The sequence below is a fragment of the Duganella fentianensis genome, assembly GCF_009857835.1.
Lineage (GTDB): Bacteria > Pseudomonadota > Gammaproteobacteria > Burkholderiales > Burkholderiaceae_D > Rugamonas > Rugamonas fentianensis.
On the sequence record NZ_WWCL01000001.1, the window covers coordinates 731,752 to 748,444 of the forward strand.

At 63.4% G+C, this 16,693-nt stretch carries 10 protein-coding genes; 4 read left to right on the forward strand and 6 right to left on the reverse strand.

What is annotated here, in order from left to right; genetic code table 11:
• Positions 1–37: 37 nt before the first annotated feature.
• The 4 genes from GTP23_RS03190 to GTP23_RS03205 form a co-directional block, all read right to left on the reverse strand.
• On the reverse strand, positions 38–2,158 hold the full coding sequence (locus GTP23_RS03190) for a tetratricopeptide repeat-containing diguanylate cyclase (RefSeq protein WP_308494786.1): 2,121 nt from the start codon (positions 2,156–2,158) through the stop codon (positions 38–40).
• Between the two features lie 196 nt (positions 2,159–2,354).
• Positions 2,355–4,133, reverse strand: a complete 1,779-nt coding sequence (locus GTP23_RS03195; protein WP_161033827.1) for an ABC transporter ATP-binding protein — start codon at positions 4,131–4,133, stop codon at positions 2,355–2,357.
• A complete protein-coding gene (locus tag GTP23_RS03200; protein WP_161033828.1) occupies positions 4,123–5,877 on the reverse strand; it encodes an ATP-binding cassette domain-containing protein in 1,755 nt (584 codons plus the stop codon). Before GTP23_RS03200 ends, GTP23_RS03195 begins: the two co-directional genes overlap by 11 nt.
• Positions 5,878–6,062: 185 nt before the next feature.
• Positions 6,063–6,689 (reverse strand): phasin family protein, encoded by a 627-nt coding sequence (locus GTP23_RS03205; RefSeq protein WP_161033829.1) that lies wholly within the window; start codon positions 6,687–6,689, stop codon positions 6,063–6,065.
• A gap of 175 nt (positions 6,690–6,864) precedes the next feature.
• On the opposite strand from GTP23_RS03205, the gene GTP23_RS03210 reads away from it, so the two are divergent.
• From GTP23_RS03210 to GTP23_RS03225, 4 genes are all read left to right on the forward strand, one after another.
• Entirely contained in the window at positions 6,865–7,113 is a 249-nt protein-coding gene (locus tag GTP23_RS03210; protein WP_161033830.1) for a DUF2164 domain-containing protein, read from the forward strand.
• A gap of 12 nt (positions 7,114–7,125) precedes the next feature.
• A complete protein-coding gene (locus tag GTP23_RS03215; RefSeq protein WP_161033831.1) occupies positions 7,126–8,412 on the forward strand; it encodes an amidohydrolase family protein in 1,287 nt (428 codons plus the stop codon).
• Between the two features lie 144 nt (positions 8,413–8,556).
• Entirely contained in the window at positions 8,557–9,075 is a 519-nt protein-coding gene (locus tag GTP23_RS03220) for a GNAT family N-acetyltransferase (RefSeq protein WP_161033832.1), read from the forward strand.
• A gap of 135 nt (positions 9,076–9,210) precedes the next feature.
• Entirely contained in the window at positions 9,211–10,833 is a 1,623-nt protein-coding gene (locus GTP23_RS03225) for a methyl-accepting chemotaxis protein (RefSeq protein ID WP_161033833.1), read from the forward strand.
• Between the two features lie 24 nt (positions 10,834–10,857).
• On the opposite strand, the gene GTP23_RS03230 is transcribed toward GTP23_RS03225, so the two are convergent.
• Entirely contained in the window at positions 10,858–14,337 is a 3,480-nt protein-coding gene (locus GTP23_RS03230; protein ID WP_371866799.1) for an alpha/beta hydrolase-fold protein, read from the reverse strand.
• Entirely contained in the window at positions 14,334–16,208 is a 1,875-nt protein-coding gene (locus GTP23_RS03235) for a glycoside hydrolase family 13 protein (RefSeq protein WP_161033834.1), read from the reverse strand. The genes GTP23_RS03230 and GTP23_RS03235 overlap by 4 nt, the downstream gene beginning before the upstream one ends.
• Positions 16,209–16,693: the final 485 nt, after the last annotated feature.

Genomic DNA, 16,693 nt, shown 5'->3' on the forward strand with positions numbered 1-16,693 from the left:
AAAATCCGCCGTCCGTACGAATAGCCACCGTACCGTCTCAGGTACCGTGGCTATTTTTATGGGCGTGCTTGATGTGAACCACGTTATTGGCTTCGTTCGGGCTGGGCGGCACGGCATCGGGCGCATCGCCCAGCACCACGGACAGATCGACGAAGCCGGCGCGCCAGGCCCGTTCCAGATCCTGCTCGATGGCTTCCAGCGTGGTGTGTTCGAAGTTGGCGAAGCCGCGCAGGCCATACGCACGGTGGCGGCCATGCGCCTTGGCCAGATACAGCGCCATGTCGACCAGATTCACCACCCGTTCCCATGGCAGCGGGGTGCCGTCGGGTGCCAGCGGGTAGGGTGCATAGCCGACCGAAACCTGCACCGTGATACTGTGCCCCTGGTATTCCACCTTCTGGGCCGCGATGCTGCGCAGGATGCGGCGTGCCACATCGTCTATGCCGTGGCGGGATACGGCCGGCAGATAGGCGAGAAATTCTTCGCCGCCCCAGCGCACGATCATATCGGTTTCTCGCAGCGCCACGCGCAGGTGTTCGGCCAGCATTTTCAGCACGGCGTCGCCGGCTGCGTGGCCGTAGCTATCGTTGATATGCTTGAAGTGGTCGACATCAAGCAGGAACAGGGCGCCCACCAGATCGGACTCGCGCGCATCGCCGTGCGGCAGAGCGCGCATGAAGTCCTGGAAGTGGCGGCGGTTGTACAGCGCCGTGAGAGGATCGCGCACCGACTGGGCCTTGAGTTCCAGATTCTTTACTTCCAGCTGGGCATTCGCATGGCGTACGCGGCGGTACAGCATGCCGACGATGAGGGCGCCCAGTGCCGTCACCAGTGCCAGCAGCCACCACACGCGCTGCTGCAGGCGCTTGTTATCGAGCTCGGTGCCCTTGAGCTGGTTGTCGCGGCTTAGCAGTTCGATCTGGCGCTGCTTCTTCTCCGTCTCGTATTTCTCCTGCAGCTCCAGCACGGCCTGCTGGCGGCGCCGTTCGAACAGCTGGTCGGAGATAGTGCGCTCGCGGTGATAGGCCGAGACGGCACCGGCCGTATCGCCCACCCGTTCCAGCGCCTCGCCGTATTCGCGCAATATGGCCTGCAGCAAGGGCTTGTTATTCTCCTGCTCATAGCGGCTCAGGGCCTGTTCGTATTGCTGCTTGCCTTCGGCAATACGGCCCATGGCCAGATAGGCCTGGGCCAGATTGGCACGGGCAGTGGATTCCATGCTGCGGTCGCCGGATTTCTGGGTCGAACGCAGCGATTCGTTGGCGTACTGGGCGGCGCGTGCATAATCGTGCAGCTTCAGATAGGCGTCCGACAGATTGCCCAGCGCCATACCCACCCCGCGTTCCGAGCCCAGTTTGCGCATCAGGTCCAGCGCCAGCTGCTGCGCCTGTATGGCGCGCTTGTACTGGCCGATCTCCACCGCCAGTACGTATTCCGTGGTCTTGGCCGCCGCCATGCGCCCCGGTGAATGCAACTGGCCCGCCAGCTCCAGCATTTCCTGCAGCGTGAGGTCGGCCTTGTCGTACTCCTTCATCTGGGTGTACAGCTTGGTCAGTGCATTGAGGGCGCCGAACAGCATGACGGGATCGCTGGTCGCTTCGCGCGCCGTATCGAGCGCCTGCTGGATCTTGCTCAGGGCGGTAGGAAAATCGCCCTGTTCGGCATAGGCCTGTCCCACCGTTACCTGGGCCTGCGAACGCAGGGCCAGATCGCTACTCTTGTTGGCCAGTTTCTCGGCCTCGAATGCCAGCTGGTAGGCCGCGCTGGCTTCGGCTTTTTCGAACAGCACATAGCTCTTGGCGAGCAGGCCTTTGGCCAGCATGGCATCGTCGTGCTGGGCGCGGCCGAAGCTGATCAGCTGTTCCGTGTCGGCCATGGCAGCGTCGAGCTGGCCCGTGCGCAAGTGGGCCACGCTGAGCTGGTTGATCAGTTCGGCGCGGGTGGCCGGCGGCTCCTGCTCTGCCTTGGCTTGCAGGGCCTGTAGCTGGGTCAGGGCTTTTTCCGGAACGAAGCGGCTCTGGTCGCGGATATCGAGGATGCGCTGATACATACCGGATCCCTCGGTCTGTGCCGAGGCCAGTAGCGGCGACAACAGCAATGCAGCAGCCAGCGCGAGCGCGCTACGGTGCTGCCGTGGGCGGGGTATCCGTGCTGCCAACGATCAGTCTCCTCGGATGATGGCGCAATTAAATAGTGTAGTCGATTATATTCTTGTTGCTGATTGGAAATCCCGCGCAAACCCGCATTTTCGCGAAAACGCCACAGTTTCTGCGCTAGCGGTGCGGCAACTGTTGGATTGCTGCACCGGTGTGGGGATGGATCTTAAAAAAATATAATGCTTGCGTGGAGCAGATTCAAGCAGCCAGTTGCTGTAACAGGTAGAGGCGCTGGTAGATGCCGTCGTTTATCTGCATCAATTGCTCGTGCGCCCCCTGTTCGGCGATGCGGCCATGGTTGAGCACGATGATGCGGTCGGCATCGCGGATGGTCGAGAGGCGGTGCGCAATCGCGATCACGGTGACGCGGCCGCGCAGGGCATCGAGCGCCGTCTGCACGATCTGCTCGGTCTGGGAATCGATGTGCGAGGTGGCCTCGTCGAGCAGCAGGATGCGCGGCTGGCCGGCCAGTGCCCGGGCGATGGCCAGCAGCTGCTTCTGGCCCACCGACAGGCGCGATCCGCCTTCGCCCAGCGGGCTGTCGTAGCCCTGATCGAGCGCGCAGATGAAATCATGGGCATGGGCCGCCCGTGCCGCCGCTTCAATGGCGGCATCGGACAGGCCGCGCCCCATGTCGATGTTCTCCCGTGCCGAGGCGGCCAGCAGGAAGGGATCCTGCGGCACCAGACCCACTTCGGCGCGGAAGCGCTGATTGGCGATGCTGGCCAGCGGCGTGCCATACAGGCGGATGCTGCCCTGCTGCGCCGTGTAATAGCGCAGCAGCAGTGCCAGCAGGGTGGACTTGCCGCTGCCCGTGTGGCCGACGATGCCGATATAGCTGCCGCTGGCGATCTGCAGCGACAGGTCGTGCAGCACGGTGGTGCCGGGATGGTAGGCAAAGCTCAGATGCTCGATGCTGACGGCGGCGCCATCCGTCGCCGCTGCGCTCGGGGCGCTGCCGGCATGGTCGTCGGCGCGGGTTTCGTCGAGCAGGGTGGCGACGCGGGCGCTGGCCACGACCGACTGCTGCAGCTGGCTGAACTGCATGGTGATCTGGATCAGCGGTTCGATCACGCGTGCCAGATAGCTGATGAATGCATACAGCACGCCCACTTCGGCCGCCGTCATGGGGCGCTGGCCGAACAGGAAAATCACGGCTGCCAGCAGGATGATGTTGAACAGGTCGAGCGCAGGGCGCAGCAGCCAGGCATTGGCGCGCAGTTCGGCCAGACGGGCGTGGTAGTGGTCCTGATTGGTGCGGGCGAAGCGCTGGCCGAAGCGGCGCTCGGCATTGCTGGCCTGGAGCACGCTCATGCCGGCGATCGATTCGGCCATCTGCGCATTGATGTCGCTGCGCAGGGCGCGGGCGCGCGTCACGGCCGGCGCGCTCCAGCGCTGGTACAGCCAGACGATCAGCAGCACCATGGGCAGCAGGGCCAGCACGATCAGCATCAGATGCCAGTCCAGCCATGCCATCGCAGCCACCGTGCCGATCAGCACGATGGAACTGTCAAGCATCACGAACAGCACCTGGATGTACAGGGTCTTCACGGCCTCCGTGTCGTTGGTGACGCGCGACACCAGCTGGCCCGTGATGGCGCGGTCAAAGTAGGCCATGGGCAGTTGCAGCACATGGCTGTAGACCATTTCGCGCAAGCGCATCACCGAGCGCATGGCCAGACCGGACAGGCGCACCAGCTGCAGGTAGCGCAGGCCGCTGGCGATCCAGCCCGTCAGCACCACGCCGGCCAGCAGCGCGGCCATGCGCGGCCAGTCCAGATGGTGCGGCAGCAGGTGTTCGTCGATCAGCGCCTTGCCCATGATGGGGCCCAGCACTTCCAGCAGGGCAGCCAGCACCAGCCAGATGATGGCGCGCCACAGGTGGTGCAGATCGGGCCGGGCGGCGCGCTGCAGCAGCGCCAGCGCGGGGCGGAACGCCTGGGCGGCCGGGGTTTTACTGGTGGATTCAGGATGCATCGAGACTGGCTTCCAGTTGTTGATAGCGCCACTGGCTGGCATACCAGCCGTCGGCGGCCAGCAGCTGTTCGTGGCTGCCCGTTTCGCAGATGCGGCCGGCGTGCAGCACCACGATCAGGTCGGCGTTGACCACGGCACTCAGGCGGTGGCTGGCGATGATGGCGCTGCGCCCCTTGCGCTGCTGGCGTAGCTGTTCCAGATGCTGCAGGATGCGGGTTTCCGTACCCGTATCGACGGCCGACAGGGCATCGTCGAGCAGCAGCAGATCGTTATCGGCCAGCAGGGCACGCGCAATGGCGACGCGCTGGCGCTGGCCGCCGGACAGGGTGATGCCTTTTTCGCCCACGGGGGTGGCATAGCCTTGCGGGAAGCGCAGGATGTCGTCGTGGATATCGGCCAGACGGGCTGCCTGTTCGATCTCGGCGCTAGTCGCATCGGGTCGCGCCAGCGCGATATTCTCCGCGATCGAGGCCGAGAACAGGAAGGATTCCTGCGGCACCCAGCTAATCGCAGCGCGCAGCGCCTGCAGCTGGTAGCTTGCCAGCGGCTGGCCGGCCCAGACCACGCTGCCCGACTGCGGCGTGAGCTGGCGCAGCAGCACGCGCAGCAGGGTGCTCTTGCCGCTGCCGGTAGGGCCCACCAGACCCAGCGTCTGGCCGGCGGCCAGCGTCAGCGTGACGTCTGCCAGCGCGGCCGCCGTCTGCTGCGGATAGTGGTAGTTCACATGCTGCAGCGCCAGCGCGCCACTGGCCACCTGCGCCAGCGTGCCGTGATCGTCGATCACCAGCGGCGCATCGAGCATGGGCTGCAAACGCTGCCAGGCAGCGCGGCCCCGTTCGATCAGCGAGAGTACCCAGCCGGCCGCAAACATGGGCCAGATCAGCTGGCCCAGATACATGGTAAAGCTGGTCAGCGCACCGATGGTCAGCTGCTGCTGCCAGACCAGATAGCCGCCCAGTCCCAGCGTCAGGCCGCCGGCCGCCGTCAGGGTCAGGCCGACAGCCGGTTCATAGGCCGCTTCCCACACTTGCGCACGCAGGCTGGCATCGGAGGCGTGCTGCGCCAGCGTGGCGAAATGCTGCGCGCTGCGCTGTTCCAGACCCAGTGCGCGCAAGGTGCGCACACCGGACAGGGTTTCCTGCACATGGTCGTTGAGGGCACTGAAATGCTTGAGGGTTTCCGTGGCCGCCGTGTGGATATGTCCGGATATGAACCAGAATGACCATGCCATCAGCGGGAAGGGCAGCAGGGCGATGCAGGCCAGCCGCCAGTCCACGCCCAGCAGCATCACGCCCAGCACCATGGCCAGCGTGAGCGCACCGTCGAAGCCGGCCAGCATGGCTTCGCCGGCCGCCATTTCGATGGCGTCGATATCGTTGGTGGCCAGTGCCATCAGGTCGCCCGTGCGCTGCTGCTGGTAGAAGGCGGGGCCCTGCAGCGTCAACCGGGTGTAGAGGCGGGTGCGCAGCGAGACGCCCAGCTGGTAGGCCGCGCCGTACAGAATCTGGCGCCAGCCCACCCGCAGAAAATAGATGCCGGCGCCGATCAGCAGCAGATAGCTGATTTCGCGCAGCAGCTCGCTACCGCCTAGCGTATGGCTGGCCAGTCCGTCTATCATGGCGCCTACCTTGCGCGGCACCCAGATGGTGAGTGTCGCCACGCCGGCCAGCATGATGGCCGAGAGCGCATAAGCGCGGCTGTGCTGGCGCACAAAGCCGCCTATCAATCGAGAGAGTGTTGCCATAGAACCCAGCATGAAGCTTACAGCCCGCTAGGATACACCAAAGCAAGGCGGGATCAGGGCGGGCATGCTGCCCGCGCTGATCCCGCCTGATTGCTGCCCGGTGTTTTCCTGCCCCTGGCCCTGTTTGCGACTTCTGCGCGCGCTATTCCTGCCCTATTACCGCGCGACAGCCACGACGCAGGCGTTTATTTCTTGGCTTTGGCGGCAGGCTTGGCTTTGGGAGCGGCTTTGGCTACCGGCACTTCCCGGGCTTCCACCACTTCCGCTTCGATCAGCTGGGCCTGCGCGGGAGCAGTCGTAACGATTTCCACGGCCACGGCTTCCACCGCCACGACTGGTGCGGGCACGTCGGCTGCTACCGGCCTGGCGGCTGCCGGCTTGGCGCTAGCGGGTTTCTCGGCCACAGGCTTGCTCACGGCTACCAGTTTAGGCACCTCGGCCTGGGCGGGGGCTGGCTGGGCGGCGGCGTTGTTCGGGCTGAATTTCTGCAGGCTGGCCTTGGCGTTTTGCAGCAGTTCCGTCTGGGCGCTGGCAGCGATACTGTAGAGCGCGCGGCCATAGTCGAACAGCTGGTCGAAATTGAGGGTGTCTGCCTTGTTCAGTTCTAGCAGTTCCTGCGGGCCACGGGCTGCCAGCAGCTTCCTGGCCGTGGCGGAACTCTGGGCCACGCTGGCGCGGCTGGTATTGAGGTTGAGCGCAAACAGTTTCTCGGCACTTGCAACGGCGCTGCTGGCCAGCGTGTTGAGCAGGGTGATCTGGTTTTCTAACTGGCTGCGGGTGGCTACGGAAAACTGCTCGGTGATCGAAGACATGGTTTCTCCTGGGCGATTAGAATGTCGGCATGGTTGCGCTCTGCCGGTGGATTTGGTGCGATGCAATAATTTGATTCTAGCCTTGAATATTGGGCTTGAAAAGCATTTTCGTATCTCGTTACCAATGAATTACTGCGGCGCAATAATTTACGGGTTTTCATGAAAGGACGCCACCATGGCGATCAAGCTGGAGAAAGATGCGGAGCAGCGCCTGATCGGCTCTATCCAACGTTATTGCGCCGAGCATCTGGACGAGGAAGTGGGTGAGCTGAAGGCAAGGCTGCTGCTGGATTTCTGTTTGCGTGAAATTGGCCCCTCTGTCTACAATCAGGCCATACTCGATGCGCAGGCGGCCATGCAGGACCGGATCGCCGAATTGCAGACCGAGTGCTATGAAACGGAATTCTCATACTGGAAAAAATAGGCGGGAGCGCATATGGATGTCTCGGTCGATACAGTGATCCGCAATGCCAGTCTGGCCGATGGCCAGCGCGGCGTGGATGTGGCCATCACGGCCGGACGCATTACGGCGCTGGGCCCGGCCCTGCCGCTGCGCGGGGCGCAGGAAATCGATGCGCAGGGCGATCTGCTCAGCGCCCCGTTTGTCGATGCCCACTTCCACATGGACGCCACCCTCAGCTACGGCCTGCCCAGAGTGAATGCTTCCGGCACGCTGCTGGAAGGCATAGCGCTGTGGGCCGAACTCAAGCCGCAACTGAGCCAGCAGGCGCTGGTGGAGCGGGCTCTGCAGTATTGCGACTGGGCCGTGGCACGCGGCCTGCTGGCCATCCGCTCCCATGTCGACGTGTGCGACGACCGCCTGCTGGCGGTGGAAGCGCTGCTGGAAGTACAGCGCCGGGTAGCACCCTACCTCGATCTGCAGCTGGTGGCCTTCCCCCAGGATGGTGTGCTGCGCAGCCCGACGGCGCTGGCCAATCTGCGCCGTGCGCTCGATATGGGGGTGGAAGTGGTGGGCGGCATCCCGCACTTCGAGCGCACCATGGCGGACGGCGCCGCCTCGGTACGCCTGCTGTGCGAACTGGCGGCCGAACGGGGCCTGATGGTGGACATGCATTGCGACGAATCGGATGACCCCCTGTCGCGCCACATCGAAACGCTGGCCTATGAAACCCAGCGGCTAGGCCTGCAGGGGCGGGTGGCCGGTTCGCACCTGACTTCCATGCATTCGATGGACAACTATTATGTGAGCAAGCTGCTGCCGCTGATACGCGAAGCGGGCGTGGCGGCGATTGCCAACCCTCTCATCAACATTACCCTGCAGGGGCGGCACGATAGCTATCCCAAACGGCGCGGCATGACGCGCGTGCCGGAACTGCTGGCGGCCGGCATCGAGGTGGCGTTCGGCCACGACTGCGTGCAGGACCCGTGGTACAGCCTGGGCTCGGGCGATATGCTGGAAGTGGCGCACATGGGCCTGCACGTGGCGCAGATGACGGGGCAGGATGCCATGCGGGCCTGCTATCAGGCCGTCACCAGCAACCCGGCCCGCATCCTCGGCCTGCAGGGCTACGGCATTGCGGTGGGCCACCATGCGGATCTGGTGCTGCTCGATGCGCCCGATCCGGTCGCCGCGATCCGCCTGCGCGCGGCGCGCCGGCTGGTTATGCGGCGTGGTAAGGTGCTGGCGGAGGCGCCACGGGCCGTCAGCCGCCTGCATATTGCTGGCCGTCCGGCCCAGGTGGATTTCCGTTTGCAGCGTTAGACGCCACAGTAAGGCAGGCAAGGCTGGACTTGCCGTTTGAAATCCTCGACAATCAGGATGTGCTTTCTGTTGCGCGTTGGCAAAGTACCCTGCGTTTGCGCAGCGCCGCGCGGCGTGCTGTTTTCTCTGAGGTTTAGCCCTGGCATGAAGATACTGAGTACTGAGCGCCTGCATCTGCGCACCATGAATCCGGAAGACGCAGCGTTTTATTTCGAACTGGTCAACGATCCCACGTGGCTCAAATACATAGGCGACAAGGGCGTACGCAGTGTCGAAGGTGCCCGTACGGCGATACAGGACGGGCCTATGGCCATGCAGGCCCTGCATGGCCATTCGCTGTATGTGATGGAACGCCAGAGCGATGGCCAGCCGCTGGGCCTGTGCGGCCTGATCAAGCGCGACACCCTGCCTGCCGTGGATATCGGCTATGCCATCCGGCCCGCCTATTTCGGTCAGGGCTACACTTACGAAGCGGCTGCCGCCGTAGTGGCCTACGCACGCGAACAGCTGAAACTGCCCGCGCTGATGGGGATAACCAAACCGGGCAACGTGAATTCCATCCGCCTGCTGGAGAAGCTGGGCTTGCGCTATATCGGCAGCGAAGTGTTTCCGCCGAATACAGAAGCGACCAATAAATACCGTATCGAGTTTGCGCCTGCCTGAGCCGGCAGGCGAGCTTACCGGCCATTTGAAAGTTTTATAAGAAAACTTGGTTTGTTAAATTTTTTCCGCTGTTGGTGTGGGGCTTTCCATACAGGGCGGACATGATGGTTCCGAATTGTTACCAAGGGGGAAGTCATGAATTTGTCGAATCTGAAGATAGGTCTCAGGCTGCGCTTACTTGGCGGATTCTTTTTCATCGCTTTAGCGATCGTCGCCACAGGCGGCTGGCGCACGCTGCATGAAACCAATGCCATCAGCGCGCAGGCCATGGCCCGCTCCGTCGCGCTGAGCCAGGCCATCGATGCGGCCCGCGCCGCTCAGGTGGAGTTCAAGATACAGGTGCAGGAATGGAAAAACATCCTGATCCGGGGCAATGACCCGGCGGCCCTGCAGAAATACACGGAGGCTTTTGTCAAAGGCGGTGAGCAGACGCGCGCCAAGCTCAGGCAGCTCGACACCCAGCTGAAAAAGCTGGAACTGGCCACGCCGCTGGTGGACGATGCCATCCGCACCCAGAACGAACTGGTCAGCAAATATCTGGCAGCCCTCAAGCAGTACGACAGTGCCAATCCGGAAAGTGTGCACATCGTGGATGGTCTGGTGAAAGGCATGGACCGTGAACCGACCAAAAAAATCGACGATATCGTTGGCTACATCAGCAAGGAGTCGCAGCGGCTGACGGAGGAAATGGCTGCGGCCAACACCTCCGCGTACAACCAGGCCATACTGGCCATGGGCATCACGCTGGCCCTGACGCTGGTGGTGGGCTGGGTGACGGTGGTGGCACTTATACGCAGCATTACGCGCCCCTTGAGCGAAGCCGTGGACATGGCGCAGACGGTGGCGGCGGGCGATCTGCGCACGGAAGTGCAGGTGCGCAGCCGTGACGAAATCGGCGAACTGCTGGGTGCGCTCAAACTCATGCAGAACAATCTGAGCGACATCGTCGGCAAAGTGCGCGAAGGGACGGATAGTATCTATATGGCCTCGTCCGAAATCGCCAAAGGCAATCTCGATCTGTCGGGACGTACGGAAGAACAGGCCAGCTCGCTGGAAGAAACCGCTGCCGCCATGGTGGAACTGACCACCACCGTGCAGCAGAACAATGCCAATGCCACAGAAGCCTGCCGGCTGGCCGATGCGGCATCGAGCGTGGCGGCCAAAGGTGGCGATGCAGTCGAGCAGATGGTGCGCACCATGGGCTCGATTAATGAATCCTCGCGCAAGATCGTCGACATCATTGCCGTGATTGACGGCATCGCCTTCCAGACCAATATTCTGGCCCTGAATGCGGCCGTGGAAGCGGCGCGTGCAGGCGAGCAGGGGCGCGGCTTTGCCGTGGTGGCCTCGGAAGTGCGCAATCTGGCCCAGCGTTCGGCAGCGGCAGCCAGGGAAATCAAGGAACTGATCGGCGATTCGGTAGAGCGGGTGGAAGCGGGCAGCCGGCTGGTGGGGCAGGCCGGTGCCACCATGGACGAAGTGGTGGCCAGTGTGCAGCGGGTGACGGCCATCGTCAGCGAGATCAGCGTGGCCAGTGTGGAGCAGCGCGACGGCATAGAGCAGATCAGCATCGCCATCAGCCAGATGGATAGCGTGACCCAGCAGAACTCGGCACTGGTGGAAGAATCGGCGGCCGCAGCGGAAGCGCTGGAGCAGCAGGCGGCGCGGCTGACGGATGCTGTCAGCGTGTTCAAGCTGCAGGGCGGCGCCAGGCTGGCCAGCACACCCCGACGCACCCTGCTGGCAGCACCGGCCTGAATTTGTCAGGCCGGTGTGGCGGGTTTAATGGCTGCTGACGGGATGGGCAGGACTGGCAGGGTATAGCCAGCGCAAGGGGCGTTCTACCCGCGCCGCCCAGGATCGTTCGTTATGAATGGCGGCTTCGGCCGCATAGAATTCCAGTTCCGTGTGTGCGCGATAGCCTTGTGCCAGCAAAGCGTCGCGCATTTTTTCTGTGTCTTCCAGACCATCGCTGCTGGTGCCGGCATCGAGGTAGAAGCGCACGGGCAGATGGGCCGGCGGCTGGCGCACCAGCGCCTGCTGGTTCCACCAGAACGAGCCGGACAGGCTGGCGGCCATGGAGAACACGTCAGGACGATGCTGGGCCATATACACCGAAGCGATGCCGCCCAGCGAAGAGCCCATGATGGCGGTGTGCTCGCGTTCGGGGCGGGTGCGCAGATGGGCATCGACCCATGGTTTCACCATGTCGGCGACAAAGGTCAGATAGGCATCGAGCTTGCCGCCGCCATGGCGGGCATCGCAGCAGGGCGTGTACTCGGCGATGCGGTCAGCATTGTTGTCGATGCCGACGATGATCACGGGCGCCACCTCGCCGTTGGCGATCAGGCGGTCCATCACGCCGGCGATTTCCCATGCCGCGCCATAGGCCGCGCTGGCCGGGTCGAACAGGTTCTGGCCATCGTGCATGTACAGCACGGGATAGCGCTGCGCCGTATCGCGTTCATAGCCGGGCGGCAGATAGATGCGCAGCTGGCGCTGGTTGCCCAGCTGGGGCGAGGCGATAGGCGCCGTGATCTGTACGCTGCCTCGCGGCGGCAGTGCAGGCAGCTGCGCGGCGGCTGCCGTCGCTACTGCCGTGCTGCCCGCAGTCACACTATGGTCAGATGCCGCCACGGCAGCGGCAGCGCCGCCGTTTGCGGCATGGTCGGCGTTGGGCGTGGTCGTTGCTGCCAGTGGCAGCAGGCGCAAGCCATACAGGTCGAAGCGGTTGGACGGTCCTTGCATGCCACCCGCATCGGCATAGCTGCTGTTACTCTGCAGGTAGCTCATATTGTAAAAGTCGCCGAGCTGCATGCGGTAGCTGCCGGCTTGCAGCTGCGCTGTCAATGGTGTGGACCAGCTGATGGCGGCATTGTGCGGTAGTTGCACCACGCCTTGCGCCACGATGCGGCCGGCCGCATCGCTGAGCGTCATCCATTTGACGCCGCCGCTGATGCCCAGGTTGATGTGGTGCGCCGCATTGCGGTATTTCAGCTGCACGGCATAGCGGCCCGCCCGTTCTGCCCGCAGCCCGCTGACGCTCAGGGTATCGCTGCCGGCGCCCCAGCCGGCGATGCGGCCTTGCTCGGCGCTGATGCCGGACTGGAAGCGTGCATCATCGGCTGCGATTTCCAGCCCGCTGTGCAGGCAGACCAGCGGCGTGTGGTGGCTGCGGTGGCCGCTGGCCTGATGCACGGCTTCCATGCTGTAGCACAGATTGTCGGCCGCGCCCTGGCCCAGCAGCGGGGCGCGGCGGTCGGCCCAGCTGCTGCTGGTGAGACCTTGCACGGCCAGCCGGCCATTGCGGTAGACGTTGTAGCGCACGCCCTGCGGCGGCGCGCTGAAGCTCAGCGTGGGGAAGCCGAAGCTGCCCCGTGCCAACGCCACCTGCTGCGGTTCGGCCGGTGCTGTCACGGCACTGTCCTGCGCCAGCGGCGCAGCGTGCACACGCTGAATTTTCTGCTGGCCTGCCTGCAGTGTGCCCAGCGTGATGACGATGTGGTTGTCGTCGGCCAGAGCAGCCCAGTCTATGCTGGCGCTGGCCGGCTGGCCATTCAGGCTGATGCCGGCCACGCGGTAATAGCCTTCGCTCTGGCTGGCCGCAGGCAGGCGTAGCGTCACCTGCAGCTGCTTGCCGCGCAGGTTCAGATGGCGCAGGCTGATGCTGTCGCTGCCGGCAAACTGTTCGCGCCGTAGCCGTGCCGTCACGAAGGGCTGTAGCGCTATGCCGTGCTGGGTAGTCTGCACACCGAACACATTGCCGACCACCATGCCCAGATAGGCGCCCACCGACCAGAGCTGGCGACGCGAATTGATCACGGGGCCGCTGAGGTCCTTGCCGTCGCGCTGGTCCTTGAGCATGGGCAGGCCGCTCAGCCATTCCATGTTTTCCATATTCGACAGATTGGTGGCGGCGCCCCGTATCAGGGTCTGGTAGGCGGCATCGGCAACTGCGCTATTGCCGGCCATGGCGGCGGCACGCAGGCCGAAGGCGGTGACGAAAGGCCAGATGGCGCGGTTGTGGTAGATCGCCGTATCGGGTTGCTGCGGATAGATCACCGGCGCACCCATGGGGCCGTGTGGATAGTGCGCCAGTATGCTGGCGGCCTGACGCTCATCGGCGATGCCGGTGATGATGGCCAGTGACTGGCCTAGCCAGTCGTATTTGTACAGTGCCGCGCCATCGAAATGGCCGGCCGTGAGGCTGCTGTACAGACCAGTATCGGCCTGCCACAGGTGCTGGTTGATGGCGCGTTTGAGTGCGGCGGCCCAGTCCTCATAGCGCTGTGCCAGTGCGGGCTGGTCCTGTTCGCGGGCCAGTTGTGCGGCCAGCGTCAGCGCCTTGTAGTGGGCGGCGTTGGTGGACAGGGCTTTGCTGCTGGCCATGCTGGCCAGATCGCTGGTGATCCACGGCGCATAGCTTTGCTCGCGCCAGTCGAGGAAGGACTGTTCGCCCGTGTACAGGCCATCGCTGCTGTCGTAGGCAGCCAGCCGGTCGTTCTCCAGCGTGTTGGAAAGCGCGCGCAGGGCGGTGCGGGCAAACGCGCGGCGCTCGTCCGGTGCCAGCGCCTTGAGTGCTTCGTCCGCGCCGAAGGCCCAGCTGACCCGGTCCGTGCTGACTGGCCAGCTGCCGCCGCTGCCCGTATCCTGAATGATCTGCAGGCCGTCGCTGCTGCCGGCCACCGCGCTGGCGGGCGCGATGCCGCTGCGGTAGCCGGACAGCTTGAATTCGAGCGAGTTGCGCACGCGGCGCGGATCCAGCATGCCCAGCCCCAGCGAGGCTGCATACGACAGGTCGCGGGTCCAGACGTAGTGCCAGGATGCGCCCGTTTCGAAGCAGTTGCAGCTGATGGGCTGGCCGCCGTTGTAGCTGCCGTCGCGGATCTGGCTGACGGAGTTCTGTGCCATTTCCAGACCGGCCAGCGTGAATAGCGCATCGAAACCGGGATTGCCACTGCGGACTACCGGCTGGCCTGCTGCTTCGCTATAGCTGATTTCCTGCTCGCCCACGCGCACCGGCATGCTGCTGCGCTGGGTGTAGCGGCGCAAATCATGCTCCAGCGGCGTGACGCTGTACTGCACCGTATAAGGTGCGGCGGCGGGCACGGGATAGCTGACCGTCAGCGCGCTGGCCGGATAGCTGCCGTCCGTGCTGCTGGCGGGACTGGCCATTACTGGCAATGCTGGCGTGGTCGCAAGCGGTAGCAGGCCCAGTGCGGTGCGGATGCTGGCGGCGAGGATGTGCGGGGCGGGTTTCACGGGGCTATCTCCAGTATCAGTGCCGAACGGGCCGGCAGGGTTAGCTGTTCACCGAGCGCGATACGCTGGCCAGTAATGATATCCGTGCCGTTCTGTGCGCCCTGCAGCATTTCCTGAAAACGCGCCATGTTTAGTGGCGTTGGGCTGCGGTTTTTGTTGAGCGCCACCATCACCTTGCGGTTGCCATCGTAGCGGAAGTAGACATAGGTGTTCTGCTCCGGTCCGAAGTGCATGGTGCGGCCATGGTGGATCACGCTGGCATGCTTGCGCCAGTTGAGCAGTTTCTTCAGGTAGTCCTGCGCGGCCTGCTGCTGCGCTGTCAGACCGGCGCCGGTAAAGGCGCTGATGCTGTCGCCCTGCCAGCCACCGGGGAAGTCGCGCCGGTAGGACGCATCGTCGCGCCCCCTGGTACTGCTGGTCATCTGGATTTCCGTGCCGGCGTAGAACTGCGGGATGCGCGGTGCCGTGGCCACGAAAGCCAGCGCCATGCGGTACAGCTGGTCGTCTTCACCGAGTTCGCTGTACAGACGCGACATGTCATGGTTGCCTTCGAATAGCACCAGATTGCCCGCATCGGCATACAGATAGTCCTGCGACAGGGCTTCGTACAGGCTGGTCAGGCTGTAGTCACCATCATCGGGCGCCACCAGTGCACGGCGCAGCACATCGGCCAGCGGGAAGTCCATCATGCTGGGCATGTGCGACACATAGCCATTGGCATTGCGTTTGCCGCGCTGCCAGTGCGCTACCACGGGAATGTGCGGGCTCCATTCTTCGCCCACCAGATTCAGGTGCGGATATTCGGCCATCACGGCGCCGGACCAGCGGCTCAGGAAGTCGGTGTTGGAATAGCTGTAGGTATCCACCCGCAGGCCGGACAGGCCGGCATACTCGATCCACCATAGTGTGTTCTGGATCAGGTAGCGCGCCACGCGGGGATTGGCCTGATTCAGGTCCGGCATGCTTTCGACAAACCAGCCTTCGGTGAAGTTGCGCCTGTCCTGCTGCGAAGCATACGGATCCTGCACGGCCACGCGGTGGTGTTCGGTGGGGACGAACTTGCCCTGATAGGTCAGCCAGTCCGCTTCCGGCATGTCCTGCAGCCACCAGTGCTGGCTGCCGATGTGGTTGAGCACCACGTCCTGTATCACGCCCAGCCCTTTGCTGCGGGCCTGCGCCACCATGGCGCGATAGTCCTCGTTGCTGCCGTAGCGCGGGTCGATGCGGTAGTGGTGGGTAGCCGCATAGCCGTGGTAGGAGTAGGCCGGCATATTCGATTCCAGCAGCGGGGTAGGCCACAGCTGGGTGTAACCCATGGCAGCGATGTAGTCGAGATGGTCGCTAATGCCGCGCAGATCGCCGCCATGGCGGCCGGAGCCTTCGCTGCGCTGCGCCTGTTCGCGCATATCGGGCGCATTGTCGTTGGCCGTATCGCCATTGGCGTAACGGTCAGGCATGACCTGATAGATGGCGTCGGCACGGCCAAAGCCCTGACGCTGGGCCGAGCCCTGTGCCCGCGCCTGCAGGGGATAGCGGTAGTGCAGCACAGTGGCCGCAGCACTGCGTGCCTGCTCGCCGCGCCCCCTGAATGTCAGATCCAGTTCACCGGCGCGGGCCCGGGCGCTGATGCGCAGGTTGATGAACAGGTAATTGGGGTTGGCCACCCGCTCGACGGAAGTGATCTGCACGCCCGGGTAGTGCAGGGTGGGCAGCAGCTGGCCGATCTGCGGGCCATGCACCATCAGCTGCAGGCTGCGCTCGTGCATGCCCGTCCACCAGCTGGGCGGCTCCATGTGATCGATGCGGTAATCGGCGCGGGCGCTGCCCAGAGTCAGGCTGGCGAGGGTGGCCAGCAGCAGGCGCTTGTTCATGCAGTCTCCATTTTTAGATGAGTAGTCGTACTACAGGGCGTGTTTCTCATTGCCTTTTGACCATTTTGCTTTATTTGCCAATAGTTTGCGCCAAAAAAGTGCGCGAATAGCGGCCGGATGGAAAAGCAATTTTAGTCAAAATACAAAGTTTGCACGATTTTTGTCTTCTTGCCACCCGCTGTCTGCCGGTTTATCGGCATTTCAGCCCGTGGACATTGAAAAATTCTTGCAGAAAAAAGTGGTCTTAGTCTGAAATCTGTAGTTCCACTACAAGTCTATTACTGAAATCCTGTAGCCGAAATACAACGAGTCACCCTTATTCGCTAGGGAAACCCGCTTGCAGGCGTGTTTTCAGGCGTAGTTGGCTGTGCTTTTGTTTGACACAGAATCTAGTTTTAGTACAAAATTCTTTCCAGAACGTCTTAAGAACGTTGTTTTTCCTTGGATCCCGTGTAGTTTGAGACGCCCCGGCTTGCGGAGCGGCT

What these genes read in the sequence shown, in the direction of transcription:
- GTP23_RS03225 (WP_161033833.1), top strand. Translation starts at nt 9,211, where the DNA reads ATGAATTTGTCGAATCTGAAGATAGGTCTCAGGCTGCGCTTACTTGGC.
- GTP23_RS03200 (WP_161033828.1), bottom strand. Translation starts at nt 5,877, where the DNA reads ATGGCAACACTCTCTCGATTGATAGGCGGCTTTGTGCGCCAGCACAGC.
- GTP23_RS03210 (WP_161033830.1), top strand. Translation starts at nt 6,865, where the DNA reads ATGGCGATCAAGCTGGAGAAAGATGCGGAGCAGCGCCTGATCGGCTCT.
- GTP23_RS03195 (WP_161033827.1), bottom strand. Translation starts at nt 4,133, where the DNA reads ATGCATCCTGAATCCACCAGTAAAACCCCGGCCGCCCAGGCGTTCCGC.
- GTP23_RS03235 (WP_161033834.1), bottom strand. Translation starts at nt 16,208, where the DNA reads ATGAACAAGCGCCTGCTGCTGGCCACCCTCGCCAGCCTGACTCTGGGC.
- GTP23_RS03205 (WP_161033829.1), bottom strand. Translation starts at nt 6,689, where the DNA reads ATGTCTTCGATCACCGAGCAGTTTTCCGTAGCCACCCGCAGCCAGTTA.
- GTP23_RS03215 (WP_161033831.1), top strand. Translation starts at nt 7,126, where the DNA reads ATGGATGTCTCGGTCGATACAGTGATCCGCAATGCCAGTCTGGCCGAT.
- GTP23_RS03220 (WP_161033832.1), top strand. Translation starts at nt 8,557, where the DNA reads ATGAAGATACTGAGTACTGAGCGCCTGCATCTGCGCACCATGAATCCG.